We start from the raw sequence: 25,349 nt of genomic DNA on the forward strand, positions 1-25,349 counted from the left end.
CCTCTTCGAGACGATCCGCCGGACGCTCGTGCCGATCCATAAGGAGGGCTACCCCTTCATCCTGATCGGCATCGTGCTCACCGTGCTGCTCGGCTATTTCGCTCAAGCCTTCTTCTGGATCTTCCTGATCCTGACATTGTGGGTCTGCTACTTCTTTCGGGATCCGGAGCGGGTCGTGCCGTCGGTGGACGGCCTCGTGATCGCTCCGGCCGACGGGCGCGTGAACCTGATCTCCACCGTGCTGCCGCCGCCCGAGCTCGATCTCTCGCACGAGCCGATGCTGCGGATCTCGGTGTTCATGAATGTGTTCGACTGCCACGTGAACCGCGTGCCGGTCGCCGGCCGGATCGGGCAGATCCACTACACGCCCGGGCTCTTTCTCAACGCCGAACTCGACAAGGCCAGCGACGACAACGAGCGCAACGGCCTCGTGATCGAGACGAGCCACAAGGGCGTGCCCTTGCGCGTCGGCGTCGTGCAGATCGCAGGATTGGTGGCACGCCGCATCGTCGGCTTCGTCTCGGCCGGCGACACCCTGCAGACCGGTGAGCGCTTCGGCCTGATCCGTTTCGGCTCGCGCGTCGACGTCTATCTGCCGACGACGGCGCGCGTGCTGGTCGGCTTGGGGCAAAAATCGGTGGCCGGCGAGACCGTGCTCGCCGATCTCGGGGGTGGTCCCGAGCGGGCGTTCCGCCGTATCTGATCGCCTCATCCAGCCGTCACCTCGCGCGAAAAAATGCCCTGAATGGACGATCTGTTTCCGCCTTTCGAGCCCGATGCGAACGAGCCCCGCCGCCGCCGATTCCGGCCGGTGCCGTTCCGGATGATCGCGCCGAACATGATCACCCTGCTCGCGCTCTGCCTCGGGCTGACCGCGATCCGGCTCGCCTTCGAGGGCAAGTTCGAGCCGGCGGTGATCGCTGTGGTGGTGGCCGCGGTGCTGGACGGCATCGACGGCCGGGTGGCACGCCTGCTCAAGGGCACCTCACGCTTCGGGGCGGAGCTCGATTCGTTGGCGGACTTCGTGAATTTCGGCTGCGCACCGGCGCTGATCCTCTACGGATTCGCCCTGCACAATCTGCGCTCGGTCGGCTGGATCGTGGCGCTGGTCTTCGCCATCGCCATGGCGCTTCGGCTCGCCCGCTTCAACGCCATGCTCGACGATCCGAGCCGGCCGGAATGGAAGAAGGATTTTTTCGTCGGCATGCCGGCGCCGGCCGGTGCGCTGACGGCGATGCTGCCGCTCTACCTGCACTTCCTCGGCTTCACTTTCGAAAGCTGGGCCTCCCCGCTTGTGCTGGCCTACGTGCTCGGCATCGCGCTCCTCGTCGTTTCCACTGTCCCGACCTTCTCCGGCAAGACCTGGGGCAAGCGGGTGCCGCGCGAATTCGTGCTGCCGATCTTTCTCGTGATCGTCGTCGTCTTCGGGCTCGTGATCAGCTTCCCGTTCGAGACGATGGTGACCCTCGCTGTGGTCTATCTGGCCGGCCTGCCCATCGGCGCCATGCAGTACCGGCGGCGGCTGAAACAGGAGCCGTCCGAGCCCACTTTGCCGGCTCCGGACGAGGCGCGGCACGAGACGAAGGTCTGAGCGTCACGCCCGCCGCGCCACGATGAACAGCCGGGGGAAGCGCAGCAGCACCCGCCCGTTGCTCCGCCGGGGGTAGGCCGTCTCCAACGCCGCTTCGTAGGCTGCGAGGAAGGCGACGCGCATGTCGTGGTCGAGCGGCGCCAGGAACGGCCTGAGTCCCGTCGCCTGCAGCCACGTCACGATGGCGCCGGCATCGGGCAGCGGGTGCACGTAGGTTGTCGCCCAGATGTCGACGGTGCAATCCGCCGCCCGCAGCCAGTCGTAATAGTCGGCGGCCGGTGGGATCCGGCTGCGGACCGCCCCCGCATCGCCGATCAGGGCGCTCCACGGCCCGTCGGCCGCGACGGTGCGCATCAGGGCATGCGAGGGCTCGTCGAGGTTGTCGGGCACCTGGAACGCGAGGCAGCCGCCGGGTCTCAGGAGGCGTGCCAGCCGCGGAATGAGCGTTTCGTGCCCGGGCAGCCATTGCAGCACGGCATTGGCGAAGATCAGGTCCGGCGGATCGTGCGGCGCATGATCGCGCAGATCAGCCTGAACGAAGGTGATGCGAGGGAGGGCGCGACGGGCCTGAGCCAGCATGTCCGGCGCGCTGTCGATGCCGGTGATCCGCGCCTTGGGAAACCGGGAGGCCAGCAGCGCGGTACCGTTGCCCGGGCCACAGCCGAGTTCGAGAATGTTCGAGGCCGTTGCGAGCGGCACGCGGGCCAGGAGATCGGCCGCCGGCCGGGTGCGCTCCGTCGCGAAGCGCAGATACTGGGTCGCGTTCCAGTCCGACATCGCACTTCCCCCGGATGCGGGCCGATTTCCCGGTCCATGACCGCAATCGGCCGTGGACAGCCTCCGCGGCCGCCTTGGCAGACCTGCATCCTGCAATAGCGTGGCCACACGGTCCGGGCCGCCCAAGACTTGAGGAGACGACGAATGTTGGAAGAATTCAAGAAGTTCGCCCTGCGCGGTAACGTCGTCGATCTCGCGGTCGGCGTGATCATCGGGGCTGCCTTCGGCGCGATCGTGACGTCCCTGGTTCAGGACGTGATCATGCCGGTCATCGGCGCGGTCACGGGTGGCCTCGATTTTTCGAACTACTATCTCGCCCTCTCCTCGAAGGTGACGCCCGGCCTCGCCTATGCGGATGCCAAGAAGCTCGGCGCCGTGGTCGGCTACGGCCAGTTCCTGACGCTCGCCGTCAACTTCGCCATCGTCGCCTTCGTATTGTTCATGGTGATCCGCGCCGTGAACAAGCTGAAGACCAAGGAAGAGGCCAAGCCCGAGACCGTCGCCGAGGTCCCGGCCGACGTGAAGATTCTGGCTGAGATCCGCGACATCCTGGCCGCGCGCCCGAAGGTGTGACGCCGCCTGGCCCGTTCGCGGGAGAACGACCCGAGCCGGCGGGTTGCTCCTCGCTCCTGTCACGACGACCGCTGTGCGGGCGCGAAACGTCGCCAAGGATCGCGTCGCGCTTCCCGAACAAATATCATCGTCTGCTTTCGCGGCCATGCGCGAAACTTTCATCTCCACGCCAGCGTACCGGCCATCGGATCTCGCGCGAGTGGGATCCGACGCCTCGCATGAGCTGTGTCCGTGCCCCCGGTACCGGCTCACGCGAGGCGCACCTGCCCGAGACGGGCGCACCCGGTGCTCACACCCGTCTCACAGTTGCGTGTCACCGGGCAGGTGAAGCCGCTCACCCTCCAAGCCACCCCGCAACGGGGACCGGACGGGGGTCGGTCATGAGCACGTGACAGTGGAGCAATCGACCATGAAGACAACGACAGTTGCGCTCGCAGCCGCCACCCTGCTCGGCGGTCTGACCCTCGGCCTCGGATCGGCCTCGGCCGCCACCGCGACGGGTGTCCAGGCGAGCGGCGCGCCGACGTCCTACGTGAAGATGATGTCCAAGCGGCAGATGATGATGCGCAAGAAAATGATGTTGCGGCGCAAGATGATGATGAAGAAGAAGGGCATGATGTAGTCCGCCGGTTCAACGGCGGCACGTCGGTCCAGAGCGCTTGCCGATTAGGCGGATGCCGGCTGGTCGAACGGATGCGCGTCAAACCGAAGGCTCGGAGACGCCGGGCCGATGCCGTCGGGTCTGGTACGGCTCCAGGGATCCATGTCGAGCAGCGGAGCGTCCGTCGGGCGCTCCGTTTTTGCGAGGATCGGCGGTTCCGGTTGATCCGGTTCAGCGCACGATGCGGAAAACCGGTCAGCGCCAGAACGGCCTGATCTCCACGAGCGCCTCATGGGCCGCGTCCGCCTTCCCGACGAGTGCGTCGGCGCGCGCATCGGCCTCCGCGTCGGCGGCGGTGAGGCCGGCGGCGAACAGGGCGGCGCCCGTCGGCGGCTCGGCATCCCCACCATCCTTGCCCTCGTCATCCCTGGCCGCCACGAGGCGGTCGGCGATCGTGTGGGCGGTCGAGAGGTCGTTCAGCGCGCCGAGATGGTCCTGCAGGTCCGAGAGAGCGCCGACGAAGACCTTGTGGCGCTTGGCGGCTTTCTTCTCGGGGAAGAGCGGGCCGAAGAACTCGGCGCCGTAGCGCAGCTTCTTCGCCTCGATGCGGACGCGGTGACGCTCTTCAGGTTCGATTTTCGCGAGATGGCGTCCGCTCTTCTTCACGCGCCGGCGCAGGTGCTCCAGGACTGTCGCGGCGAAGTCGCGGGCGGCCCGGTCGCGGCCGGCGACGCCCTTGCCTTCGCGCCAGGGGCCGGTCTCGATCCAGATCACGAGGTCGATGAGGAGGCCGCGCCAGGCCGGGCCGTCGAGGATCGCGAAGACGGCCGTGTAGGCTGCCTCGCGCTCGGCTTCGAGGCGTGTCTTCAGATCGTCCAGGCCGCGTTCGTCCGGGCGGCGCTCGATCTCGTCGGGCAGGGTCTCGCCGAGGAAGACGTCGAGGTTGCGGGCCGTGCCGAACGGCTCGGTCACCCTCTTGATCGCCTCACGCAGATGCTGGGCGGTCTGGTCGTTCTCCAGAAGCGGCTTGAACAGCGCGAAGGCCGAGCGCAGGCGACGCAGGGCCACACGCATCTGGTGCAGGGCCTCCGGCGCGCGGCTGTGACGCAACACGTCCTCGTTGAGGCGCAGGTGCCGCAGGCAGGCCTTCGCGATGGCGGCAAAGGCCTCGCCGGCCGAAATGTCGGCATCGAGGGCGAGGGGCTCGGCCTTGCTCGGCTTGCGCAGGCGCTCCGCCAGCAGGGCGTAGCCGCGCTCGCCCTTGCTCAACACGCCGAGGCGCAGAGGCGCGCTCGCACTGAGCGTCTTGGCCAATTCGAACAGATCGGCGGGGCTGCCTTCGTCCAGTTCGAGCTCGACTTCGCAGAGCGGCACGTCGCCTTTCGCGGTCTCGACCCGCCCGGCATCGAGCGTCGCGACGATACGCGAGGAGCCATAGCGGATCGGCCGGCGGCTGCGCTCGATCACGGTGCGAAACAGCGGCGCCAATTCCGGTGACTTCGCCTCGGCGAGGATCGCGGCGGCGGGAGTGTCGGCGAGCAGCGCGAGGTCGGCCTCGGGGCCGGCGACGTCCCCTTCCCACTCGGCCCGGTCGAAGAGGCCGATCGCGGCAGGGGCCGCCGATTTCAGGGTCTGGATAGTGCGGCCGCCGTCGCGGCGTAGGCGCAGGGACAGGCCGGCCGCGTGCAGGTCGCGCTCCGCCGTGTCGACATAGGTGGTGTCGAGGATCCCGGTCGTGGCGTCCTCGGCCTGGAGCAGGGGGTGGCCGGCCAGAACGGAGAGGTCGGACCCGTCGCATTCCAGTTTCATCTCGATCTCACGCGGCGTCTGCATGCCGTGGCCCGGTCTCCGCTCGCAAGCGACACGCCCCGGCGGCAGACTTGCCGCTGCAGTGAACGTGTCCTGTGACTGTGTCGGTTCCGTCTAGCGTGACCGGGGCCGTTTCGCGAGGGCGCCGGGTGAGCGCGACCACAGCCATCGAGGCCGGTGGCGTACGAATCCGCACGCAACGCCGTCTGATTCGATGGACGCTCGGGCTGGGCTTGGTTAATCTTTCGATCATCGTTCGCAGCCTGAGCCCGACGCCGTTTCATTCCGGACGGCACCGCTTGGCGGCATCAGGCTTGCGCGACGTTTCGGGAGAGAGGCCATGTCGGTCGTGACGCGGTGCGCAGCGGTCAGCCTCGTGGTGGGCCTGCTCCTCGGCGTGGCTCCGGTGCGCGCGCAGACCGCGCCGGCCGAGACGTCCTGGAGCGACCCGCCGGTGCGCGGCTCCGCCAGCCCTGAGGCACCGAGCTCGGTCAAGCCGATTGAGAGCAAGCCCAGCCTCACGTCGCCGGCAGCCGCCGAGAAATCGGCATCGCCGGACGCCGCCAAACCGACGCGAAGTGCCGACGCGCCGCCGACGACACCGGCTCAACGGGCAGCGGCTACGCTCGGCGTGAAGCCGGTCGGCGCCAGGCAAAATGCAGCCGCGTCGGCTTCCACGCCTCAGGCCCGCCGCTCGATCGTGAGGCCACGGATGGTGGAGCGTCCGCTCGTCATCACGCGGCGAACCGCGCGCAGCGCCGAGCGCTCCAGCCGGCGGCAGGCGCAGCGCATGACGCGCCGCTCGATCCGCAGCTACGCGTTCGTCCCCGAGAACCAGTCTTACGACAGCGTCGATCCCGATGACGAGCGCGCCTACGGCTCGACCGGATCGAACCGACGCCTGGCCGGCTGGGGTGGGCTGGTCGAGGAAAGCCGGGCAAGCCGCATCGCCCGAGCCCGCGAATCCGGCTACTCGGTGATGCGCATGCGGACCTACGCGTATCCTGACGGAATCCAGGTCCAACGTCTGACGCCGCTCGATGGCGGCGCATTCGGTGATCTCGACTGACGCGCGCGGCTCAGCGAAGCCGGCCGGGACGTGCCGGCTCGAACACGATGCGACGGTGGAACGCGCACCAGCTCTTGCCGTCGGCCACGGGCGCGCCGCAGCAGACCGCCTGATCGTTCGGCTCGCCGATGATGAACTTGCAGACGAAAGCACCCGACTGCGCGAACGGGACACGCAATTTGGAGGACGGCTCCGCGATCGGATCGGCCTCACTGATCTGCGACATGCGGACAAGCTGGTTCATGAAGTGCGGACTCGCGGAAATGATCGGGAAGCCGTTGGTCCGAAGCCGACGGCGCGTGCAGTGATGCTCGTCCTGCCCTAGACCGGTTACAAGATTCAGCGGCGATCGTGGTCAACGCCAAGGAACCCGAACCGCGTCGAAGCGGCACGGCCGGAGCAGACGAGTGTCATGATGCTGTTATAGCTGGCGTTCTTGCCTCGGGAAACAAGTCCCGACTGCGTAAGTGTGCGGTGCACACAAAGACTTGGCGATCAGGCTGCGCAGCGGGCGCATGGCTGACGAGCGGATCGGCCTGAGACGATGCTTGATCATCGACTATCGCGCGCGGACGAATCGCATGTGCTTTTCATCCCTCACGAAGTTCAGCACAGGCGGGTTTCGTCACCGAACTGATATGCGGCCGCTGTAGGGCACCGACATCACTTGGGATGGACGTAGCCCATTATGTCGAACGCCATCACCGCAGGGCCGTCGCCCGCAGGCCAACCCGCTGAGAGCAAGGGCGGCCCGCGCCTGGATCATGGCATCCACCCCGGCGGCGTCATCGTTTTCCTTCTGATTCTGGTCGCCGGGCTCGGCTATGCCGTCGTCAGCCTGATTGCCGACATGAACGCGGTCGGCGAATCACCGTTGGCCATCGGCGCCTTCGCGCTGCTCGGGCTCGCCCTGTTGATCGCGCTCGGCTTCGAGTTCGTGAACGGGTTTCACGACACCGCCAACGCGGTGGCGACGGTGATCTACACGCATGCGATGCCGCCCCTGGTCGCGGTGGTCTGGTCGGGCACCTTCAACTTCCTCGGCGTGATGCTGTCGAGCGGCGCGGTGGCCTACGCCATCGTCACGCTGCTGCCGGTGGAACTGATCCTTCAGGTCGGGTCGGGGGCGGGCTATGCGATGATCTTCTCGCTGCTCATCGCCGCGATCCTGTGGAACCTCGGCACCTGGGCGCTCGGCCTGCCGAACTCCTCGTCCCACGCCCTGATCGGCTCGGTCCTCGGCGTCGGCCTCGCCAACCAGCTGATGGGCGGCGGCGACGGCACCTCCGGCGTCGACTGGGGCCAGGCCTTCAAGGTGTTTCAGGCGCTGCTGTTCTCGCCGATGATCGGCTTCGTGGCCGCGGCTCTGCTGCTCCTCGCGCTGAAGGTCACCGTCCGGAACAAGACGCTCTACGAAGCGCCGAAGGGCGCGGCCCCACCCCCGCTCCTGATCCGCAGCCTGCTGATCCTGACCTGCACGCTGGTCTCGTTCTTCCACGGCGGCAACGACGGCCAGAAGGGCATGGGCCTGATCATGCTGATCCTGATCGGCGCAGCGCCAACCGCCTACGCCCTCAACCGCACCATGTCCGACGAGACCACCCCCGCCTTCATCGAGAAGTCGCTGGGTGCGAGCACGGTTTTTGCGGGTCACGCCGACGGCGTGCCGGTGTCCGCCGACGCCGCAGCAGCACGCAAGGTCGTCGGCGACGCCCTGAAGACCAAGCAGCTCAACACGCCGGACGTCTTCGCGGCACTGGCGACGCTCTCGACCGACATCGCAAATTCGGTGAAGAACTACGGCTCGATCCGTCAGGTCCCGGCGGCGGCGACCTCGAACGTACGCAACGACATGTATCTCGCCTCCGACGCGGTGCGGCTGCTCCCGGCGTCGGGCGCGGACCTCAACGACGCCGAAAAGGGCACGCTGAAGGCCTATGCGGGCCTGCTCAACGACGGCACCCGCTACATCCCGGCCTGGGTGAAGGTCTGCGTGGCGCTGGCGCTGGGCCTCGGCACCATGGTGGGCTGGAAGCGCATCGTGGTCACCGTCGGCGAGAAGATCGGCAAGACCCATCTGACCTACGCCCAGGGCGCTTCGGCCGAACTCGTCGCCGCCGGCACCATCGGGCTCGCCGAGGTCTACGGCCTGCCGGTCTCCACAACACATATCTTGTCGTCCGGCGTCGCCGGGACCATGGCCGCCAACGGCTCGGAGCTCCAGGTGTCCACGGTGCGCAACATGGCGCTGGCCTGGGTGCTGACGCTGCCGGCCGCCATCACGCTCGCCGGCGGCCTGTTCTTCATCCTGCGCCACGTGTTCTGAGACCCGGGACTTTGCGTTTCACCGCAGCGTGAGGGAAGAGAACATTTCCCCACAGCGGCGGAGTGGCATGACACGCGTCCTCGTCACCGGCTCGGCCGGATTCATCGGCCACGCCCTGAGCCGCCGCCTTCTCGGCGAGAGCCATACCGTCACCGGCTTCGACGCCTTTTCGGATTACTACGACGTCGGCCTGAAGCGCGCCCGACACGCCGAACTTGCGGTTTTTCCTTCGTTCGAAGCCGTGGAGGCACGGCTCGAAACGCCGGGGGCGCTGCTGGAGACGGTGGCGCGGACCCGCCCCGAGATCGTCGTCCATCTCGCGGCGCAGGCCGGCGTCCGCTACAGCATCGAGAACCCGCGCTCCTACGTCGACTCCAACCTGATCGGCACCGCGAACCTGTTGGAGGCCGTGCGGACGCATCCTGTGCGCCACCTGCTGCTCGCCTCGACGAGTTCGGCCTATGGCGGCGATGCGCGATCGCCGTCCCGCGAGACAGACCGCGCGGTGACGCCGGTCTCGTTCTATGCCGCCACCAAGCTCGCCACCGAGGCGATGGCGCATTCCTACGCCCATCTGTTCGGCGTCGCGACGACGGCGCTGCGGTTCTTCACGGTCTACGGACCGTGGGGCCGGCCCGACATGGCGTTGTTCCTGTTCACCAGGAAGATCCTGGCCGGGGAGCCGATCGAGGTTTTTTCCGGCGGATCGGCGGAGCGCGACTTCACCTATATCGACGACCTCGTCGAAGCGCTGGTGCGGGTGATCGACCGCGTCCCGGCGAAGCCCGGCGACGGCGGCCCGGTCTGCGCGGCGGATACCCTGAGCCCGGTCGCACCTTACCGCCTCGTCAATATCGGCGGCGGCCGGCCTGTGCGCCTCGACCGGATGATCGAGACCCTCGAACAAGCCCTCGGCCGGACGGCCCGGCGTATCCCGCTGCCCCTGCCGCCGGGCGACGTCTCGGCCACGCGGGCGAGCACCGAGTTGCTGCAGGCCCTGATCGGCACGGTGCCGGAGACCCCGCTCGATGTCGGCCTGCCGGCCTTCGTGCGCTGGTACCGTGCGTTCTACGGCGCCTGAGGCCGCGCGCGAGACAGCCTACTCGCCGGGGCAGATTTCCCGGCGCGTCCAGCGGTACCGCACCATGAGCAGCGCCTGCGCGACGGCCACGCCGATCCCGGCCGCCGAGGCCTTCACGAGAAAATCGGCGACGCGGCCGTGCCGGCTCGCGGCGAAGATCTGGCCGACTTCCAGCCCGGCCGCGATGCCGATGCCGGCGCAAAGGGCGAGCAGCCAGTGGCGCGGATAGGCGATGGCGAACAGGAAGCCGAGGAGCGCGTAGGCCAACGCCCGCTCGACATTGGCATCCTCGGTGACGACGGGGCGCAGACCGATCGGCGCGAGCGTCACGAAGACGAGCGCGGCGGCGAGCGTCCAGGCCATCAGGCGCGCGAGCTTGGGCATCGTCTCTGGTGACCCGTACAACCGCTCCGGGTCAAGTGCAGTGCAGCAACGATCGCGTCAGATGATGAATGCCGCGACCAGCGCCAACGGCAGGGCGAGCAGGGCCGCCGGCCTGATCCAGGTCGGCCGATAGGAAGCGAGCGCCACCACGAGCAGCGCTCCACCCGAAAGCGAGCCGAGCCACTGGACCGGGCCGAAGTTCCAGCCCTCGGCCAGCACCGAGACGGCAAAGCACAGGACGATCCCCGCCCAGCCCGCTGCCCGCAGGCCGCGCGCCGTCCGCCGCGAGGGCTTGGCCAGGAAGGCCGCGGCATGGTGGCGGTTCATGCTCAGGCAGAGCGCCGCGAACGCCGCGAAGCTCAGTGCGAGATTCGCGAGGAGGACGAGGGGCGTCATGCTGGTCTCAGGCCCGTTCCAGGGCATTGCTTCGGATGGGGGGCGCGGTGACCTCGCTACGCCGTCGTCCCAGGGCCTCGGCACCGCGGGCTTTGTGGGCTGCGAAGGCGAAGAGCCCGGCGAGACCGAGCATAGCCGCGTCGAACCAGAGATAGAGTGCATCGCCCGCAGCCGCGCTCGCCAGCGGATGGCGTCCGGTCGTGAGGCCGTTCACCACCGGCACGGCGAGAAACAGGGCGGCGGAGGCGCTCAGCATCTCGCACCAAGCCGACACCTGCGGACGAAAGCCCGCATAGGCTGCCGACGTGAGCCAGACCGCGAAGAACGCCCCGACTTCCCAATCGGCCCGCGCGCCGAGACCCACCGGCAGCAGGCGGTTGGCGAGGAAGTAGGCGGCGAGCGCGGCCGGCAGTCCGGCAATGGCCGCGAGGTTGAGCACACGCACCAGCCGCAGGCCGAAGAACGGCGCCGCGCCGGGCTTCGGCAGCCGGGCGACGCTCCACAGCACCAGCCCAGTGCCCACCATCGCCGCGCCCATCAGGCCGGAGAGGAAGAACAGCACGCGTAGCGCCGGCCCGGCGAAATGCGCCTCGTGCAGGCCGACCATGGTGGTGAAGGTCTTCGAGGCGGGTTTGAGGTTCGGGTTCAGCACCTCCAGTACCGCGCCGGTCGCGCCGTCGAAGGCGACTTGCGGGTGCTGGTGCGAGAGGCCGTGCGGCTCCTCGAACACCGCGACGACCTTGGCCTTCGCGTCGCCCGGCATGTCCACCGAGAGCATTTCGAGCGGCTCGGAGATGCGCTCGAGGGCCTGACGGACCATCGGACCGACGGGAGCGAGCTGGCCGGGCCTGCCCGCCGGCGTCACGGGGGCAGTGATCTGTCCCGTTTCCCCGTAAAACCTCATTTCGTCGCCCTGGTAGGCAGCGAGGACGCCCCAGGGCATGTACATCAGCGCCAGCGTCGCGATGCCCGTGTAGGTGATCATCAGGTGGAACGGGATCGCCAGCACGCCGACGACATTGTGCGCATCGAGCCAGCTCCGCTGCGCCGATTTCGCGCCCCGGCGGAAGGTGAAGAAGTCCGCGAAGATCCGCCGGTGCGTGAGGATGCCGGACAGGAGCGTGATCAGGCCGATCATCGCGCAGATGCCGGCGATCCAGCGGCCCACGGTCGAGGGCAGGTTCAGCTCGTAGTGAAAGTGGTAGACGAAATCGCCGCCGCGCGTCTCGCGCGTCGCGGGCGGTCCCCCGGTGGCGGGATCGAGCCGCGCCGTTCCCGGCGGCCGCGCGAAATCCGTGAACCACGTCAGCCCCACGGCCGGGTCGGCGGCACTCGGCAGGGTGACGTACCAGGCGATGGCGTTCGGTGCCGCGCCCTTGAGATGGGCGACCGCCGTCTCGGCCGCCTGGGCGAGCGTATCGGGTGTCGGCACCTGCTGGACGACCGGAAGTTCGGGCCGCATCCAGCGCGAGATGTCGGCGCGGTAATAGGTGGCCGTTCCGGTCACGAACATGGCGAACAGCACCCAGCCGGCCACGAGGCCTGCCCAGCTGTGCAGCCAGGCCATCGACTGGCGAAAGCCGTTCCTCACGTCGAGCCTCCCGTCCGTACGAGGAGCCAGAGGCCGAGGCCGAGCGCGCCGATCGGCAGCCCGAGCCAAAGAGTCGCGACGTGCAACGAGCGCGCGGCGAAGACGAACAGGACGGCGACGGCCATCACGGCGAAGCTCAGCAGCGTCGCTACGGTCACAGCCTCGGCCGGGTCGAGCGGCAGCGTCAGCGACAGCACGGCGGTGGCGAGCGCCGCGAGCGCATAGCCGCCGACGAGGGCCAGCAAAACGCGGCCCGCGACGGCCGCGCGGTAGCCCCGCCCCAGAGTCCGACCTGTCGCCATAGGCTCCAACACCCGCCGATCGAAGCCGTCGGCATCGATCACCGGACGGCGCGCCTCGTCCGGTAACAGGCCGTTCAGGCAGCGGGCAACCGGAATTTTATGGAATGATTCTAAGGCTTTGCCGCGGCATCGGATCGAGATCCGGAAGCCGGTGCAGTGCCGTGTTCGGACGCCGGAGACCACGGATGCCGAGAACACGGCGCAGATCATGAAGCTGCAGGCGACCGGTAGGACGCCAACGGCGTCGCCGGTCTCGGGCCCATCCGACTGCAATCGCTGGACGGCTGTGGGAAAAAACGAAGCCGGCGGCCCGGCGGAGCCGAGGCCCCGTCAGGTCCGCCGGCCACTCAGCATCCCGACTGGGGGGATATCGGGGCGCTTCGTTGGAAGACGCTACGCCGCGAATGATTCCGGATTGTTTCAGCTACAGCCGAGGCGCGCGATCTGCGCCTCCTGAAGCGCGCCGCCGCATCCCAACCGATCAGCGCGATGTGCTGCGAGAGGCCTTAACAGGTCAGGCAGAAAGGCAGCTGCAAGCGGGCGATCCCGGTCGTGCGCGAGCGTGTCGCCGAATCGATCAGGCAGGGGATCACGGGGTCTTACTCGGCGCGGCCAGCATCACCTGCGGTTCCACCCCGGAGATCGGGGCTGGGCGGCGGCGTGTGGCTTCGGACGAACAGTCCGCCGAGCAGCAGAAGCAGCCCGGGAACCATCAGAGCGCGCATCCATCGGCCTCCGGACCGATGACCGAAAGCATTTTGGACAAAGTGCCTCGCACGATTGTTCGGCGGCAGCCGGAACGGCACGTCCGTCGTGCCGCCGCATCCCCCATATGGGTGATGAAACCCCCAATATCGCATGCTTTGTCATTCCTCAGACGGTCAGGGGGATCCGACGATGCGATATCTCGATACAATGCCAGCTTGGGCGGCGCGCCAGCGCAGCCGCCGCCTCGTTCGCCACAGCGACGAGAAGGTGGTGCGCTGGATCAATCACAATCAGGATGTGAAAGACGGGGTCGTTCAGCCTGGATCCGAGCGTTCGAGCAACGACAACGTCGTCGCGTTCGCGGCAACACGGGCCGCTCAGGCTCACTGAGGTTCGACCGGCGCTCGCCGACATCCACACGGCCCGCTCCGTCGCACCGGAGACGGGCCGTATTCATGAGCGGGTTCAGGCGAGGGCGAGCCGCCCGGCGAGCAGGGCGAGGCCGACGACGATCCAGGTGACGTAGTCGCCGATGAGCCCGCTATGGGCCGCGTCCAGCAGCCGGAATGGGCCGGCCTGGACGCCGCTGCCGAGCTTCAGCAGGACCTTCGGCAGATGGCCGCGCGAAAGATCGTAGCCGGCGATCGCGAAGGCCATCGCCACCGAGAGCCAGGGCAGCCAGGCGATGCCGTGCGGCAGTGCGGTCTGCGGTTCGCTCATGTGCAGGAAGTTCGGCACGGCGTTGCGCACGAGGTCTTCGACCGGCCCGGCGGGAGCGGCGAGGTCGAGGGCGAGGAGGAACAGGCAGGGCGCCAGCATCAGCCAGAGCGGGCGGTCCGCCTTCTCCTGCTCGTCCTCGCTCGGCGCGCGTGCCTCGTCACCGGCGACCGAACCCCATCCGAGGAAGATTCGGGCCGCCCCGCGCAGGACGGCGGCGCCGGTGAGCCCGCAGCCGAGCACGGTGGCGATCAGCGCGACGCGGTGGCCGCGCTCGTCGAGCGCGCCCTGCATGAGATGCGTCCCCTGGTCGAGCAGCCCGACGGGAAGACCGGCGAGCAGCAGGCCGCCGAGCGCCATGGCGATGCCGGCCGGCTCGATGCCACGCCCGAGGCCGCGCAGGCCGATCTCGTCGATGCTGGCGCGGGTGGCGAGGAGGATGCCCGCCACCATGAACAGCGCGCCCTTCACCAGCCCGTGGCCGACGAGATAGACCAGCAGCCCGCCGGCGCCGGCCTGCGACAGCACGCCGATGCCGAGGATCATGATGCCGGCATGGCTGATCGTGGAGAAGGCGAGCATCCGCTTGAGGTGACGCTGGCGCAGGGCCATGACCCCGCCGAGGATCGCAGTGAGCGAGCCGAGCCCGATCATCGCATCCGACAGCGCGGCGAGGATGCGGTCGCTGCCGGAAAATACCACCCAGGTCAGCTTGGCGAGACCGAACAGGCCGAGCGACACCATCGCGCCGGAGAAGATCACCGAGACCGGGCTCGGCGCCACCGCATGGGCGTCGGCGAGCCAGAACTGGAACGGCACCATCGCCGCCTTGATCATCAGCGCGACGGCGATCAGGCAGAAGGCGGCGGCCACGACCGGATCGCGGGCATTGGCCGCCACCGCCAGCCGCAGGCCCTCGTAGTCGAGGGTGCCGGCGCGGGCATAGATCAGGCCGATGCCGCCGAGCATCATGAACCCGGCGAGGCTGTTGGTGACGGTGAAGTTCAAGGCGCCCGACAGCGCCGACCCCTCGAGCCGGTAGGCGGTGAGCGCGAAGGCCGCCACCGACATCACCTCGAACCAGACGAATAGGTTGAACAGGTCGCGGGTGAAGCAGAACCCCGTCATCGCCGCGAGAAACAGCAGCATCAGCACCTGGAAGTGCCCGTGCACGTTGGTGAAATAGCCCCAGGCAAACACGAAGGCGGCGGCGTAGAGCAGGCCGATGAAGGCCGCGATCCAGGCGCTCGCCGCATCGATCTGGAAGCCGATGCCGACCGCATGCCCGTCCCGCGGTGTCCAGCCCCCGAACCAGTAGATTAGCGGGCCGGACTCGGCGGCACGGGTCGCGATCAGCATGCAGAGAGCCGAGGCCACAAGCGCGGTGAGCGTCGCCAGGATGTCCGGCATGTGACCGTGCAGGCGCTTCGACAGCATCAGGATGAGGGCGCAGACCGCGAGCGGGATCGCCACCGGCAGGGGCGGCAGCACGCCGCTCGGGATCGCGTCGAGGAGGCTCACCGTTGCGGCTCCGCGACTCGGCCCTTGCAGGCGTCCGCCGCCTGTTGCTCCTTCATCGGCGCGAGCTCTTCAGGATCGAGGGTGCCGCGGCGCTTTTGGACCTGGATCGCCATGACGAGCAGCAGCGCCGTCAGCGTCGCCCCGACGACGATGTCGGTGAGCACGAGCGCCTGCACCACCGGATCGACCGCCGGCGTGCCGGGCGGGTGGTCGTAGAAGATCGGGGCGACCGAGTCCCAGCGGTAGCCGACCGCGAGCAGCAGCACGTAGGTCGCCGACTGGCAGACACCGAGGCAGCCGACGAGGTGGATGTAGTTGCGGCTCGTGACGATGCCGTACAGTCCGATCGCGAACAGCCAAGCGGCCACGCAGAAAGGCAGGGCGCTCATGATCGGGGTCATTCTTGGTGGCCGGTCGGGACGCGTCCGCCGCACGCGCGGCGGCGCGCAGTCGCGCTTGCCGACGGCCAATGTCTGGGAGAGTCGAAGAGGAGGGCCGTCGGTCTCATTCGCTCGGGGTGTCCTCGCCCGCGGCCGGCTCGCGCGTCTCCTCCATGAATTCCAGGAAAAGCTGGGTGAAGCCGCCGGTGACGGCGAGTGCCACGCCGAGGTTCTCGATCAGGATCAGGCCGCCCGAGAGCATGTCCTTGTAGATTCCGAGCGGCAGCAGGTTTTCCATGAAGGCTGCGCCGACGAGCATCGGGCCGAGGCCGCATAGCGTGAAGACCAGCGCGCCCCCGCCCTCCATGGCATCGAGCCAGCCGCTGAGCACGCTGCGCCGCCAGCCGGCATAGCCCTCGCCGAGGTAGATCAGCATGGTGCCCGACGCGAGGATGACGCCGCCCTGGAAGCCGCCGCCCGGCGTCACCGTGGCGTGCAGCACGATGTAGAGGCCGAACACCGCGATCAGCGGCCCGAAGATCCGACAGACCAGCGTCACGGCCTCGGCCCGCGGCACCAGAGGCCGGCCGGGAAGGCGGATCGCGGTGTCGGCGGTATCGGTGCCGCGCTGGCCGCGTAGCAGCACGACGGTGCCGGCGATGGCTGCGAGCAGCATGAACTCTTCGCCGAGCGTATCGAGACCGCGGATGTCGAAATTGATCGCGCTGACCATGTTGGCGACCTGCCGCTCGGCCGGGCCGATCCGATTGATCAACTCACCATAGGCCGGGATCTCGCTGCCGAAACCGGGGATGTGGCCGATCACCGAGCCGAAGCCCGGCACCAGCACGAGGGCGGAGAGCGCCAGCAGGATCAGGCGCAAGCGGAGGCTCACGCGTCCTCTCCGGCCCGACTGGTCCGCACCGAGGCGATGGCGACGAGGAAGAGCAGGGGCACCACGACGGTGCCGACGGCGAGTTCCGACAGGGCGACGTCGGGTGCCTGCAGCGCCAGGAAGAGCAGCGTCAGCACCAGTCCGTTGACGGCGATGGCGAAAACCTGACGGCGCGGCTCGCGCACCAGTACGATGCCGGTTCCGGTCACCGCCGCGAGCAGCAGGAGCAGGGCGAGCAGGATACTCACGCCTTGCGGCCTTCCCGGATCAGCAACGCGCGGCCGGTGGCGTGCGAGAGCGCCGCCCCTGCGACGACGAGCAGGAGGGTGAGGCCGAGCACCTTCATCGAGCGCACCGAGACGCCGTCGGCGACGAAGCAGGCGAGCGTCAGTCCGCCGCCGCCGGCGATGTTCACGAAGCTCACCGCATGCAGCCGGTCGAGCGCCGCCGGCAGGCGCAGGGTGGCGAGGCAGCCGAGCCAGACCGATGCGATGGTGAGGCCGAGCAGGCCGCAGAGCAGGATGTCGGTGGCGCTCACAGCCAGCGCTCCACGAAGACCGCGACGAGGAGCGAACCCGGCAGACCGAGCAGGGCCAGGGTGATCGCGAGGTCGATCGAGGAAGGCTGGTCGATGGCGAAGGTGGTGAGGACCAACGAGAAAATCGCTACCGTGGTCGCGAGTTGCGAGGCCGCGAAACGCTGCGCGAGACCTCCGCGCAGGGCCGCGGCGACAGCCACGCCCAGGGGTGGCAGTAGCGCGCAGAGCGCGGCGATCCAGAGCAGCGGCGGGCTCACGCGCTGCCCTCCGCAGGCAGGATGGCGTGGACGCAAATTCGTCCGCGCGCCCGTTCGAGCCGCAGCACGTAGGTGTCCGGCGACAACGAGGCCGCCAGTACGGCGACGGCGCGGGTTCCGGCGGTCTGCGGGCCGTCCTCGTTCAAGGGGCAGTGCGCGGCCTGCGCCGGCTGCACCGCGCGGTCCTCGCCTGCGACGTCGCCCCGGACGACGGCCCGCAGCAGGCGGAGGCCGACACGCAGGGTCTCCCCGGGAAGTCGTGCCAGGGCCGTCAGGAGCGGTTTCAGGGCAGCGGGACGAATCATCAGGTGATGATCGCCGCAGCGGCCGAGCTGCCGGACCCAAATCGCTCCGAGACCTCCACATATGACAGCCGCGCCGACCTCCTCCGCGCTTAGACTGCCGGCGAGGCCGAGATAGACGCCGGTGAGCACGAACCAGGAAAGACCGACTTCCACCATCCGGCGGCCCCACTCCGGCTACGCTCGCCATTTGCAACGAAGCTTTGCTGGGAACGGTTCCGCCGTGTCTTCGACGTCGAGGCTCGGGTTGCAGGCCGGGCTGAGTTCTTGCCCGTCCCTGCGCCTCCAAGAACAGGCCGATCCCGAAATCAGTGATCGTTCCGGGTGCGGCCCTTGGCACCTGATCCGGCAGGGTTCATGCTCGCCCGACACGCCGCCGGAGAAGCGGCTACTGGAGCCGCGCTGTCTGCCAACGACTCGGCAGTGATGTCGTCGGAGAGCGCTCTCACCCTGGAGAAATGCCCATGCTCGCCGCCAATCGTCTCGTGAAATCCGCGTGGATCGCGGTCGAACTCGATCGTGACCGCTGCGAACGCATCCTCGTCGTCGAGGCTTACATCGCCGTCAGTCCGCTGGAGAAGGACTACGATCCGGTCCGTTACCAGAAGGTCGTCGAGGACGTCCGCCGCGTGCTCGCCGCCAATCCCGACATCGATCGCGCCTCGATCCTCAGCATGCACCGTGACACGGCCTGCACGGCGCTGTTCCGGACCTCGCCGGCTGGAACGAACGCCCCGGTTGCGGCGAGCGCAGCATAGAGGGCGCCCCCGTTCTCATCGGAACAGCAGCACGCTCTGTATCGTCATCATCGCATGACGTTTTCGGGAAACCGGATGCCACTTCCCCGGATCACGCTCTAATCCAGCGGTGCCTCGGCCGGGTCGGCGATCTGGATCTCGCTCGGCGCCGTCGCGGTCGCCCGACCGCCTGATCTGCGGCGCTCCGGTCCTCCGCCGCAGCCCAGACAGACCGAGCCGATCACACGCCGGGTGCGCGCATCCATGCGCTTGTCCATGGCCACCTGCCGGTTGAGCGCCTCTTCGTTCGCCTGCGGCACGGTCGAGGGCGCGGCCCGCAGAGGCGACAGGCCGCCCGACCTGCGGAGCTCCGGGTTCGTGTCCTGAGCAGCCGCGCCCGCGCAGCCCGCGAGCAGCACCGCCACACCGATCGTCACCCGCATGAAGATATCTCCGCCGCCTCGCGCCGAAGGTGCTGGGTGAATTCGCTCTTTTCGGGGCGATGGCCGGCGCCGCGCGTCCTGCGCAGCGCCGACAGACAAGGCCGGCGAAGAGGACGGTCGTGGGATCGCCCGCGCTCGTCCGCTCCGTCAGGTCCCGATCATCCGAGTTCGATGGCCGGCGGCTCCCAGGCGGCGACGCGCGTGCGGCCCTCGTCCGTGATCTGCCAGACGGCGAAAGTGCCGCCGAGATGCGGGCCGGCCTGGGTGCCGACCCAGCGCAGATTGCCGTTCCGTTCGAGAACGCGCAGGCGGGCATGGTCGCGCGGCCAGTCGCGATCCGGGTTCTGTTTGATCGAGATGCGGCCTTCGATGGCGACGGCGGCCTTGTTGAGAAGACGTCGGGAATGCAGGGGCATGCGGGCTCCTTCGTTCGGGAAGTCTCGAGGGGTGGGAACGCAGATACGGTTGCCCCGCGGGTCGTGACCCGCTCGGCGCCGGCAGATCGTGCCCGGATCCGACACACACGCGCCGCCCGCGACATCCTGATGACGCCGGTTGCAGCCGCATGGCCCATGGCACGCTGTCACGTGCGCTCACGGTCCGGCACGCCGGGATCGCGAACGCCGCGCTCGTGGAGGCCGGTCCGCTCAGGCGAACCGACAAGAACCCGCGAACGGATTCAGGGTGTGAGCGTCAATGCGTTTCCGAGCGCCGGGTTTCATCCGGCGTTTCGAGAACATTGTTCAGCCGGAAGGCCGGTTGCGAACCTGGCTGAGGCATCGGCCCCCAGGGTCGTGTAGCGCCGGGTCGGCGCGGTCCTGCTTCGGACACGTCCCGTCGAGCATGGGGCTCTCCCCGTCGAGTCGGTGGTCGAAAGCGCCGGAGCGCAGAAGAAGCTTAGCCATTCGTGACCAAAACGCAACCTGATTCGACAGCCACACGAGATTTGGAAGCCGGCAACTTGGCCGCGCCGAGTGACCCGTGCCATGGAGGATATCGTGCGCGGCGGAGTGCGACGGCCGTGGGAGACCCCTCGATGAAGGCCAGGATGCAGGAGCTGCTCGGGCTGCTGACGATGGTCGTCGATCGCGTCGCCGCCGCCAACGCGCGCACGGCCGAGGCCGAGAGCCGGGCAGCTCGGATGGCCGTGCTGCTCGACGCACTCTCCGACGAAAATGCCGCTTTGGGCGCCGATCTCGAAGAGGCCGAAGACGCCCTCACGGAGTCGCGCGAGACGATCCGGTTCTTGCGCGCGCAGGTCGAGGCCGGCGAGCGCCTGGCCGAGGCGTTGGAAGCCCGTGCGGCCGACGCCGAGCTGCGCATTGTTCGGGCGTCCGACGCGCTTGGCCTGTCCGCCCCGGTCGATCCGCCCGCGACGATCGGCGAGAGGCCGCGACCCTCGGTGGCCCTGCATTGATTTGAACCGGGTCGGCGCCGTGGCCTATCGCGCGACCACGCGGGGCTTGATGGTCTCGTAGTCCTGGCGCTTGAGGACGCGGCGCGTGATCAGGTCGTCGGGGGACGTGTAGGGCCGATTCGCGACGATCGTCTTGCCGATCATGCCGGCGCCGAGTGTGTTGAGCGCCTCGACCGGCGCGCTGTTCAGGTCGACCGCATCGCCTGCCACCGGTGTCTCGGCGGGCGTCTCGAGTGTGGACGGCGGGAGCGCCGCCGAACGCTCCGGCGGCGGCTCTACGGGAGCGGCCGCGGGCTCCGCGGGCGCCGGGCGGCCCATGCCGGTGGACGGTGCGGCGTCCGGCGAGGCCGGCCGCGCGGCGGCGGTGGGCCGGCCGCCGGGATAGACCGAGCGCACGCCGGGTTCGGCCGGTTCGGCGAGGCTCGGCTCCATCGGCTTCGGCCGCCGGGCCGGCGCCTCGGCGACGGGCGGCGGCAGGACGGCCCGAGTCGTCGCGGAGCGCGGGCCGAAGGCCTGCCACAGGCCGGCGAGCGCGGCGGCCAGCGCCACCAGGGTGAACCCGAGAAACAGCGTGGAGGCCTTCATACGCGGCGATCGAGTCCTTCGTTGGGGGCGGATCGGCAGATGCCAGTGCATGGGCTTATCCGGCAGAGTGCCCGCCGGCGCTACCCCGGTCAGGCCGACGGTGCGTGACCGACGCAACCCCCGTCCAAGCGATGCTCCCTGGCATCAGCTCCGTTTGTTCGCGGCCCGGCGTACGCCGCTGGATCCGGTGCCGTCGAGCGTGCCCGCGATCGTCCGCGCGACGGCGACGAGGGCTGTCACCATCGGCGTGGCAGGCTCCCGGCGCGGGGCGACGAGGCCGATGACGTGGGTCAGGTCGGGCTCGACGATCGGGATCGAGCGGACGCCCTCGGTCGGCCCCAATGCGTCGGCGAGGATCGCCGGCATGATGCTCGCCCATTGCAGGGTGCGCACATGGGTCATCAGCACGATCATCGAATTCGATTCGAGGGTCGGCGCCGGCTCGGCTCCAGCGGTGCGGAGTTGCTGGTCGATGATGCGCCGGTTCTGCATGTTCGGCGTCAGAAGGCAGAGGGGCATGCGCCCGGCCTCCGCCCAGGTGATCGAATCGCGATCGTCGTAGGGACCGCCCGCCGCGGTGAGCAGCCGGTAATGCTCGGTGTAGAGCGGAACGGAGATCACCCGGCCGGTTGGCTCGTTGTCGAGATAGGTCAGGCCGGCATCTGCCTCGAGATCGTCGAGCAGCTGAAAGATGTCGGCGGAGGTGGTGGATTCGATCGTGAAGCGCACACCGGGGTGGCGCTTGCGATAAGGCGTCGTGAGAGCCGCCACCATCGGCAGCGCGGTCGGCACCGCCGCGATGCGCAGGTTGCCGGTGAGCCCGCGCTTCAGGGACGAGACGTCCTCGTGCATGGCGCGGGCGTCGGCGACGATGCGGCGGGCCCAGGCCAGCACGCGCTCGCCCTCGGGCGTAAAGCCCTGAAACCGCGAGCCGCGCAGCACCAGTTGCACGCCGAAGCGGTTCTCCAGCTGCTTCACGCCGGCCGAGAGGGTCTGCTGGGTGACGCTGCAGGCTTCCGCCGCCCGTCCGAAATGTTCTTCGCGGGAGAGCGCGAGGAGATAGTCCAGCTTCTCGATCACCTCACCCACCGCACGGCCCGCCCGCATGTCCGGACCCGACGGTGGTAGAGCGATGCCGCCATGCGCTCAACAGGCCGCTCGGCGCGGCCTATCGAGCATCGCGTTCAGCCGGCGTCGCTGGCGCCCTCGCCGGCGAGTTGGGGGTCGCGGGTCGCGGGCCGGACCGGGCTTTCGGTGGTCGGCTCTTCTTCCAGCGCCTTGATCACGAGCGGGTCGATCTTGTCGCCCGCCCCCGCCGCATGTGCCGTGAGCGCCCGGATCATCTTCGGCGCCCAGAAAGCGTGGAGGTGATGGTGAATGCCCGCCACCGCCTCGTCCTCCGGATAGGTCCGGAAGAACGAAGCGATCTGGTTCGCCATGCGGACGAGCTTTTCGTCGTTGGTCAGCGCGCTCATCGCCGGGGCCTACTCCGCCGCCTGCTGGGCTTCGGCGATGCGGGTCAACGAGAAGTCCTCCTCGTAGAACCGCGCCTGCCAGTCCGAAGGCCGGTTGGTGCGCCGGACCTGGACCGCCGTCACCTTGTACTCGGGGCAGTTGGTGGCCCAGTCCGAGAAGTCGGTGGTGATCACGTTGGCGCCGGTCTTGGCGTGGTGGAAGGTGGTGTAGACCACGCCCGGCTGCATGCGTTCGGTGATCTTGGCCCGAAGCGCGATGTCGCCCGAGCGGCTCTCCAGGGCCACGAGATCGTCGTTGACGATGCCGCGCACCTCCGCGTCGAACGGGTGGATCTCCAGCACGTCCTCTTCATGCCAGCGCGAGTTCTCCGTGCGGCGGGTCTGCGCGCCGACGTTGTACTGCGACAGGATGCGGCCGGTCGTCAGGATCAGCGGGAACTTCGCCCCCGTGCGCTCCTCGGTGGCCACGTATTCCGTGATCATGAAGCGGCCCTTGCCGCGCACGAACCGGTCGACGTGCATCATCGGGGTGCCCTGGGGCGCCTTGTCGTTGCACGGCCACTGGATCGAGCCGAGCTCGTCGAGCTTGGCGAAGCTGACGCCGGCGAAGCTCGGGGTCAGCGCCGCGATCTCATCCATGATCTCGGAGGGGTGGTTGTAGCTCATCGGGTAGCCCAGCGCGTTGGAGAGCAGCACCGTACCCTCCCAGTCGCCGTAGCCGCCCTTCGGAGCCATGACCTTTCGCACGCGTGAGATGCGGCGCTCGGCATTGGTGAAGGTGCCGTCCTTCTCGAGGAACGAGGCGCCGGGCAGGAAGACGTGGGCGTATTTCGCGGTCTCGTTCAGGAACAGGTCCTGGATCACGATGCACTCCATGGCCATGAGGCCGGAGGTGACGTGATGCGTGTCGGGGTCGGACTGCGCGATGTCCTCGCCCTGGATGTACATGCCCTTGAAGGCGCCATCGACGGCTTCATCCAGCATGTTGGTGATGCGCAGGCCCGGCGCGTTGTCGAGCTTGGCGCCCCAGAGCGCTTCGAAGCTCTCGCGGGTCGAATCGTCCGAGACGTGGCGGTAGCCCGGCAGCTCGTGCGGGAACGAGCCCATGTCGCAGGAGCCCTGCACGTTGTTCTGGCCGCGCAACGGGTTCACGCCGGCGCCGACCATGCCGATGTTGCCGGTGGCCATGGCGATGTTGGCCATGCCCATCACCATGGTCGAGCCCTGGCTGTGCTCGGTGACGCCGAGGCCGTAATAGATCGCGCCGTGTCCGCCGGTGGCATAGAGGCGCGCCGCGGCGCGCAGGTCCGCCGGATTCACGCCGGTGAAGGCCTCGGCCGCCTCCGGCGAGTTGCGCTCCTCGGCGATGAAGCGGGCCCAGGACTCGAACTCGGCGAGGTCGCAGCGCTCGCGCACGTAATCCTCGTCGACGAGACCCTCGGTGACGATGACGTGGGCGAAGGCGTTGATGAAGGCGACGTTGGAGCCGGGCTTCAGCGGCAGGTGATAGTCCGCCTTGATGTGCGGCGACTTCACGAGGTCGATCTTGCGCGGGTCGGCGACGATGAGCCGGGCGCCTTCGCGCAGCCGCTTCTTCATGCGCGAGGCGAAGACCGGGTGGCCGTCGGTCGGGTTGGCGCCGATCACGAGGATCACGTCGGACTTTTCGACCGACTTGAAGTCCTGCGTGCCGGCCGAGGTGCCGAGCGTCGACATCAGGCCGTAGCCGGTCGGCGAGTGGCAGACGCGGGCGCAGGTGTCGACGTTGTTGTTGCCGAAGGCGGCGCGCACGAGCTTCTGGACGAGGTAGGCTTCCTCGTTGGTGCAGCGCGACGAGGTGATGCCGCCGACCGAGTCCTTGCCGTACTTTGCCTGAATGCGCTTGAATTCGGAAGCCGCACGGTCGATCGCGACCTCCCACGACACCTCCTGCCAGGGATCCGTGATCTTCTCGCGGATCATCGGCTTGGTGATGCGGTCCTTGTGGGTCGAGTAGCCGTAGGCGAAGCGGCCCTTGACGCAGCTATGGCCCTCGTTGGCCTTGCCGTCCTTGTACGGCACCATGCGGATGACCTTGTCGCCCTGCATCTCGGCCTTGAACGAGCAGCCGACGCCGCAATAGGCGCAGGTGGTCACGGCCGAATGGTCGGGCTGTCCGAACTCGTGGACCGACTTCTCCTGCAGGGTCGCGGTCGGGCAGGCCTGGACGCAGGCGCCGCACGACACGCATTCGGACTGCATGAAGTTCGTCGGACCGGCGGCGACGCGGCTGTCGAAGCCGCGGCCGGAGATCGTCAGCGCGAAGGTACCCTGCGTCTCCTCGCAGGCCCGGACGCAGCGGTTGCAGACGATGCACTTCGACGGGTCGTAGGTGAAGTAGGGGTTCGACTCGTCCTTCGGCAGGTACTTCTCGGAGGTCGGCTTGACGTGGTTCTCGCCGTCGTAGCCGTAGCGGACGCCGCGCAGTCCCACCTGTCCCGCCGTGTCCTGCAGCTCACAATCGCCATTTGCGGCGCAGGACAGGCAGTCGAGGGGATGGTCGGAGATGTAGAGCTCCATCACGCCCTTGCGGAGCCGGTGCAGCTTGTCCGTCTGCGTCTTCACGACCATGCCGTCCTCGGCCGGCGTGGTGCAGGAGGCGGGGGTGCCACGGCGGCCCTCGATCTCGACAAGGCACATCCGGCAGGAGCCGAAGGGCTCCAGCGAATCCGTCGCGCAGAGCTTCGGGATCTTGGTGCCCATGTGCATCGCGGCCGACATTACCGATGTGCCCGCGGGCACGGTGACGCTCTCGCCGTCGATGGTCAGCGACACGGTCTTCTCGCTGACGCGGATCGGCGTGCCGTAGTCGATTTCCTTGATGAGGCTCATGGC

General features: G+C 68.5%; 30 protein-coding genes. 10 read left to right on the forward strand and 20 right to left on the reverse strand.

Features of this window, described 5'->3' with window-relative positions:
- Together MHA02_RS16190 and pssA are read left to right on the forward strand one after the other, a co-directional pair.
- The coding region (locus MHA02_RS16190) for a phosphatidylserine decarboxylase (protein WP_147080513.1) at positions 1-703 on the forward strand (703 nt) is incomplete at its 5' end.
- Between the two features lie 42 nt (positions 704-745).
- A complete protein-coding gene (gene pssA / locus MHA02_RS16195; RefSeq protein WP_147080516.1) occupies positions 746-1,591 on the forward strand; it encodes a CDP-diacylglycerol--serine O-phosphatidyltransferase in 846 nt (281 codons plus the stop codon).
- 3 nt (positions 1,592-1,594) lie between these two features.
- On the opposite strand, the gene tam is transcribed toward pssA, so the two are convergent.
- The gene (gene tam / locus MHA02_RS16200) at positions 1,595-2,368 is read right to left on the reverse strand and encodes a trans-aconitate 2-methyltransferase (RefSeq protein ID WP_147080518.1); all 774 of its coding nucleotides are present in this window, start codon (positions 2,366-2,368) and stop codon (positions 1,595-1,597) included.
- Positions 2,369-2,512: 144 nt separating this feature from the next.
- Between tam and mscL the strand changes: the two genes are divergently transcribed.
- Positions 2,513-2,941 carry a large conductance mechanosensitive channel protein MscL gene (mscL, locus tag MHA02_RS16205; RefSeq protein WP_147080520.1) on the forward strand — a complete coding sequence of 143 codons (429 nt, stop codon included), beginning with the start codon at positions 2,513-2,515 and terminating at the stop codon, positions 2,939-2,941.
- Positions 2,942-3,350: 409 nt separating this feature from the next.
- Positions 3,351-3,563, forward strand: a complete 213-nt coding sequence (locus tag MHA02_RS16210; RefSeq protein WP_147080522.1) for a hypothetical protein — start codon at positions 3,351-3,353, stop codon at positions 3,561-3,563.
- Positions 3,564-3,797: 234 nt separating this feature from the next.
- Here MHA02_RS16210 and MHA02_RS16215 read toward each other — a convergent pair whose 3' ends face one another.
- A complete protein-coding gene (locus MHA02_RS16215) occupies positions 3,798-5,375 on the reverse strand; it encodes a CYTH and CHAD domain-containing protein (RefSeq protein WP_147080524.1) in 1,578 nt (525 codons plus the stop codon).
- Between the two features lie 316 nt (positions 5,376-5,691).
- On the opposite strand from MHA02_RS16215, the gene MHA02_RS16220 reads away from it, so the two are divergent.
- Positions 5,692-6,420 (forward strand): hypothetical protein, encoded by a 729-nt coding sequence (locus tag MHA02_RS16220; RefSeq protein WP_147080526.1) that lies wholly within the window; start codon positions 5,692-5,694, stop codon positions 6,418-6,420.
- A 10-nt stretch (positions 6,421-6,430) separates the two neighbouring features.
- Here the strand turns inward: MHA02_RS16220 and MHA02_RS16225 are convergent, their stop codons facing one another.
- The gene (locus tag MHA02_RS16225; protein ID WP_147080527.1) at positions 6,431-6,664 is read right to left on the reverse strand and encodes a hypothetical protein; all 234 of its coding nucleotides are present in this window, start codon (positions 6,662-6,664) and stop codon (positions 6,431-6,433) included.
- Positions 6,665-7,108: 444 nt separating this feature from the next.
- Between MHA02_RS16225 and MHA02_RS16230 the strand changes: the two genes are divergently transcribed.
- Entirely contained in the window at positions 7,109-8,746 is a 1,638-nt protein-coding gene (locus tag MHA02_RS16230) for an inorganic phosphate transporter (RefSeq protein WP_147080529.1), read from the forward strand.
- A 67-nt stretch (positions 8,747-8,813) separates the two neighbouring features.
- Positions 8,814-9,827, forward strand: a complete 1,014-nt coding sequence (locus MHA02_RS16235) for an NAD-dependent epimerase/dehydratase family protein (RefSeq protein WP_147080531.1) — start codon at positions 8,814-8,816, stop codon at positions 9,825-9,827.
- An 18-nt stretch (positions 9,828-9,845) separates the two neighbouring features.
- Here MHA02_RS16235 and MHA02_RS16240 read toward each other — a convergent pair whose 3' ends face one another.
- Genes MHA02_RS16240 through MHA02_RS16255 form a run of 4 tightly spaced genes read right to left on the reverse strand, consistent with a single transcriptional unit; the run spans position 9,846 to position 12,500 of the window.
- Positions 9,846-10,211 (reverse strand): VanZ family protein, encoded by a 366-nt coding sequence (locus MHA02_RS16240; protein ID WP_147080533.1) that lies wholly within the window; start codon positions 10,209-10,211, stop codon positions 9,846-9,848.
- Between the two features lie 57 nt (positions 10,212-10,268).
- Entirely contained in the window at positions 10,269-10,607 is a 339-nt protein-coding gene (locus tag MHA02_RS16245; protein WP_147080535.1) for a DUF3325 domain-containing protein, read from the reverse strand.
- A 7-nt stretch (positions 10,608-10,614) separates the two neighbouring features.
- Positions 10,615-12,198, reverse strand: a complete 1,584-nt coding sequence (locus tag MHA02_RS16250) for a PepSY-associated TM helix domain-containing protein (protein ID WP_147080537.1) — start codon at positions 12,196-12,198, stop codon at positions 10,615-10,617.
- A complete protein-coding gene (locus MHA02_RS16255; RefSeq protein ID WP_147080539.1) occupies positions 12,195-12,500 on the reverse strand; it encodes an iron transporter in 306 nt (101 codons plus the stop codon). Before MHA02_RS16255 ends, MHA02_RS16250 begins: the two co-directional genes overlap by 4 nt.
- 897 nt (positions 12,501-13,397) lie before the next feature.
- On the opposite strand from MHA02_RS16255, the gene MHA02_RS16265 reads away from it, so the two are divergent.
- Complete coding sequence (locus tag MHA02_RS16265; protein ID WP_147080541.1) at positions 13,398-13,598, forward strand: hypothetical protein; 201 nt, start codon at positions 13,398-13,400, stop codon at positions 13,596-13,598.
- Between the two features lie 75 nt (positions 13,599-13,673).
- Here MHA02_RS16265 and MHA02_RS16270 read toward each other — a convergent pair whose 3' ends face one another.
- From MHA02_RS16270 to MHA02_RS16300, 7 genes are all read right to left on the reverse strand, one after another.
- Positions 13,674-15,446, reverse strand: coding sequence for a complex I subunit 5 family protein (locus tag MHA02_RS16270; RefSeq protein WP_238180514.1), 1,773 nt, complete (start codon positions 15,444-15,446; stop codon positions 13,674-13,676).
- Positions 15,443-15,835 (reverse strand): sodium:proton antiporter, encoded by a 393-nt coding sequence (locus tag MHA02_RS16275; RefSeq protein WP_210245079.1) that lies wholly within the window; start codon positions 15,833-15,835, stop codon positions 15,443-15,445. The genes MHA02_RS16270 and MHA02_RS16275 overlap by 4 nt, the downstream gene beginning before the upstream one ends.
- A gap of 115 nt (positions 15,836-15,950) precedes the next feature.
- Positions 15,951-16,721 carry an MnhB domain-containing protein gene (locus MHA02_RS16280; protein ID WP_147080543.1) on the reverse strand — a complete coding sequence of 257 codons (771 nt, stop codon included), beginning with the start codon at positions 16,719-16,721 and terminating at the stop codon, positions 15,951-15,953.
- Complete coding sequence (locus MHA02_RS16285; RefSeq protein ID WP_147080544.1) at positions 16,718-16,969, reverse strand: DUF4040 domain-containing protein; 252 nt, start codon at positions 16,967-16,969, stop codon at positions 16,718-16,720. Before MHA02_RS16285 ends, MHA02_RS16280 begins: the two co-directional genes overlap by 4 nt.
- Positions 16,966-17,259: a monovalent cation/H(+) antiporter subunit G gene (locus MHA02_RS16290; protein WP_210245080.1), complete on the reverse strand. Its 294-nt coding sequence runs from the start codon at positions 17,257-17,259 to the stop codon at positions 16,966-16,968. The genes MHA02_RS16285 and MHA02_RS16290 overlap by 4 nt, the downstream gene beginning before the upstream one ends.
- Positions 17,256-17,516 carry a hypothetical protein gene (locus MHA02_RS16295; RefSeq protein WP_238180513.1) on the reverse strand — a complete coding sequence of 87 codons (261 nt, stop codon included), beginning with the start codon at positions 17,514-17,516 and terminating at the stop codon, positions 17,256-17,258. The genes MHA02_RS16290 and MHA02_RS16295 overlap by 4 nt, the downstream gene beginning before the upstream one ends.
- Complete coding sequence (locus tag MHA02_RS16300; protein ID WP_210245081.1) at positions 17,513-17,974, reverse strand: hypothetical protein; 462 nt, start codon at positions 17,972-17,974, stop codon at positions 17,513-17,515. The genes MHA02_RS16295 and MHA02_RS16300 overlap by 4 nt, the downstream gene beginning before the upstream one ends.
- A 308-nt stretch (positions 17,975-18,282) precedes the next feature.
- On the opposite strand from MHA02_RS16300, the gene MHA02_RS16305 reads away from it, so the two are divergent.
- Positions 18,283-18,576 (forward strand): hypothetical protein, encoded by a 294-nt coding sequence (locus MHA02_RS16305; RefSeq protein ID WP_147080548.1) that lies wholly within the window; start codon positions 18,283-18,285, stop codon positions 18,574-18,576.
- A gap of 98 nt (positions 18,577-18,674) precedes the next feature.
- On the opposite strand, the gene MHA02_RS16310 is transcribed toward MHA02_RS16305, so the two are convergent.
- Both MHA02_RS16310 and MHA02_RS16315 read right to left on the reverse strand, forming a co-directional pair.
- Positions 18,675-18,998: a hypothetical protein gene (locus MHA02_RS16310; RefSeq protein ID WP_147080551.1), complete on the reverse strand. Its 324-nt coding sequence runs from the start codon at positions 18,996-18,998 to the stop codon at positions 18,675-18,677.
- Positions 18,999-19,156: 158 nt separating this feature from the next.
- On the reverse strand, positions 19,157-19,414 hold the full coding sequence (locus MHA02_RS16315; protein ID WP_147080552.1) for a hypothetical protein: 258 nt from the start codon (positions 19,412-19,414) through the stop codon (positions 19,157-19,159).
- Positions 19,415-20,034: 620 nt separating this feature from the next.
- Here MHA02_RS16315 and MHA02_RS22255 point away from each other — a divergent pair.
- Complete coding sequence (locus MHA02_RS22255; protein WP_170249313.1) at positions 20,035-20,415, forward strand: hypothetical protein; 381 nt, start codon at positions 20,035-20,037, stop codon at positions 20,413-20,415.
- A 24-nt stretch (positions 20,416-20,439) separates the two neighbouring features.
- On the opposite strand, the gene MHA02_RS16325 is transcribed toward MHA02_RS22255, so the two are convergent.
- The 4 genes from MHA02_RS16325 to fdhF form a co-directional block, all read right to left on the reverse strand.
- Positions 20,440-21,000 (reverse strand): ComEA family DNA-binding protein, encoded by a 561-nt coding sequence (locus tag MHA02_RS16325; RefSeq protein WP_147080554.1) that lies wholly within the window; start codon positions 20,998-21,000, stop codon positions 20,440-20,442.
- A gap of 144 nt (positions 21,001-21,144) precedes the next feature.
- The gene (locus MHA02_RS16330) at positions 21,145-22,080 is read right to left on the reverse strand and encodes a LysR family transcriptional regulator (protein WP_147080677.1); all 936 of its coding nucleotides are present in this window, start codon (positions 22,078-22,080) and stop codon (positions 21,145-21,147) included.
- Between the two features lie 104 nt (positions 22,081-22,184).
- Positions 22,185-22,475 (reverse strand): formate dehydrogenase subunit delta, encoded by a 291-nt coding sequence (locus MHA02_RS16335; protein ID WP_147080556.1) that lies wholly within the window; start codon positions 22,473-22,475, stop codon positions 22,185-22,187.
- A gap of 9 nt (positions 22,476-22,484) precedes the next feature.
- A complete protein-coding gene (gene fdhF, locus MHA02_RS16340; protein ID WP_147080558.1) occupies positions 22,485-25,346 on the reverse strand; it encodes a formate dehydrogenase subunit alpha in 2,862 nt (953 codons plus the stop codon).
- Between the last annotated feature and the right edge of the window lie 3 nt (positions 25,347-25,349).

Origin of the sequence: Methylobacterium haplocladii (assembly GCF_007992175.1) — a bacterium.
In the GTDB taxonomy this organism is placed as follows: domain Bacteria; phylum Pseudomonadota; class Alphaproteobacteria; order Rhizobiales; family Beijerinckiaceae; genus Methylobacterium; species Methylobacterium haplocladii.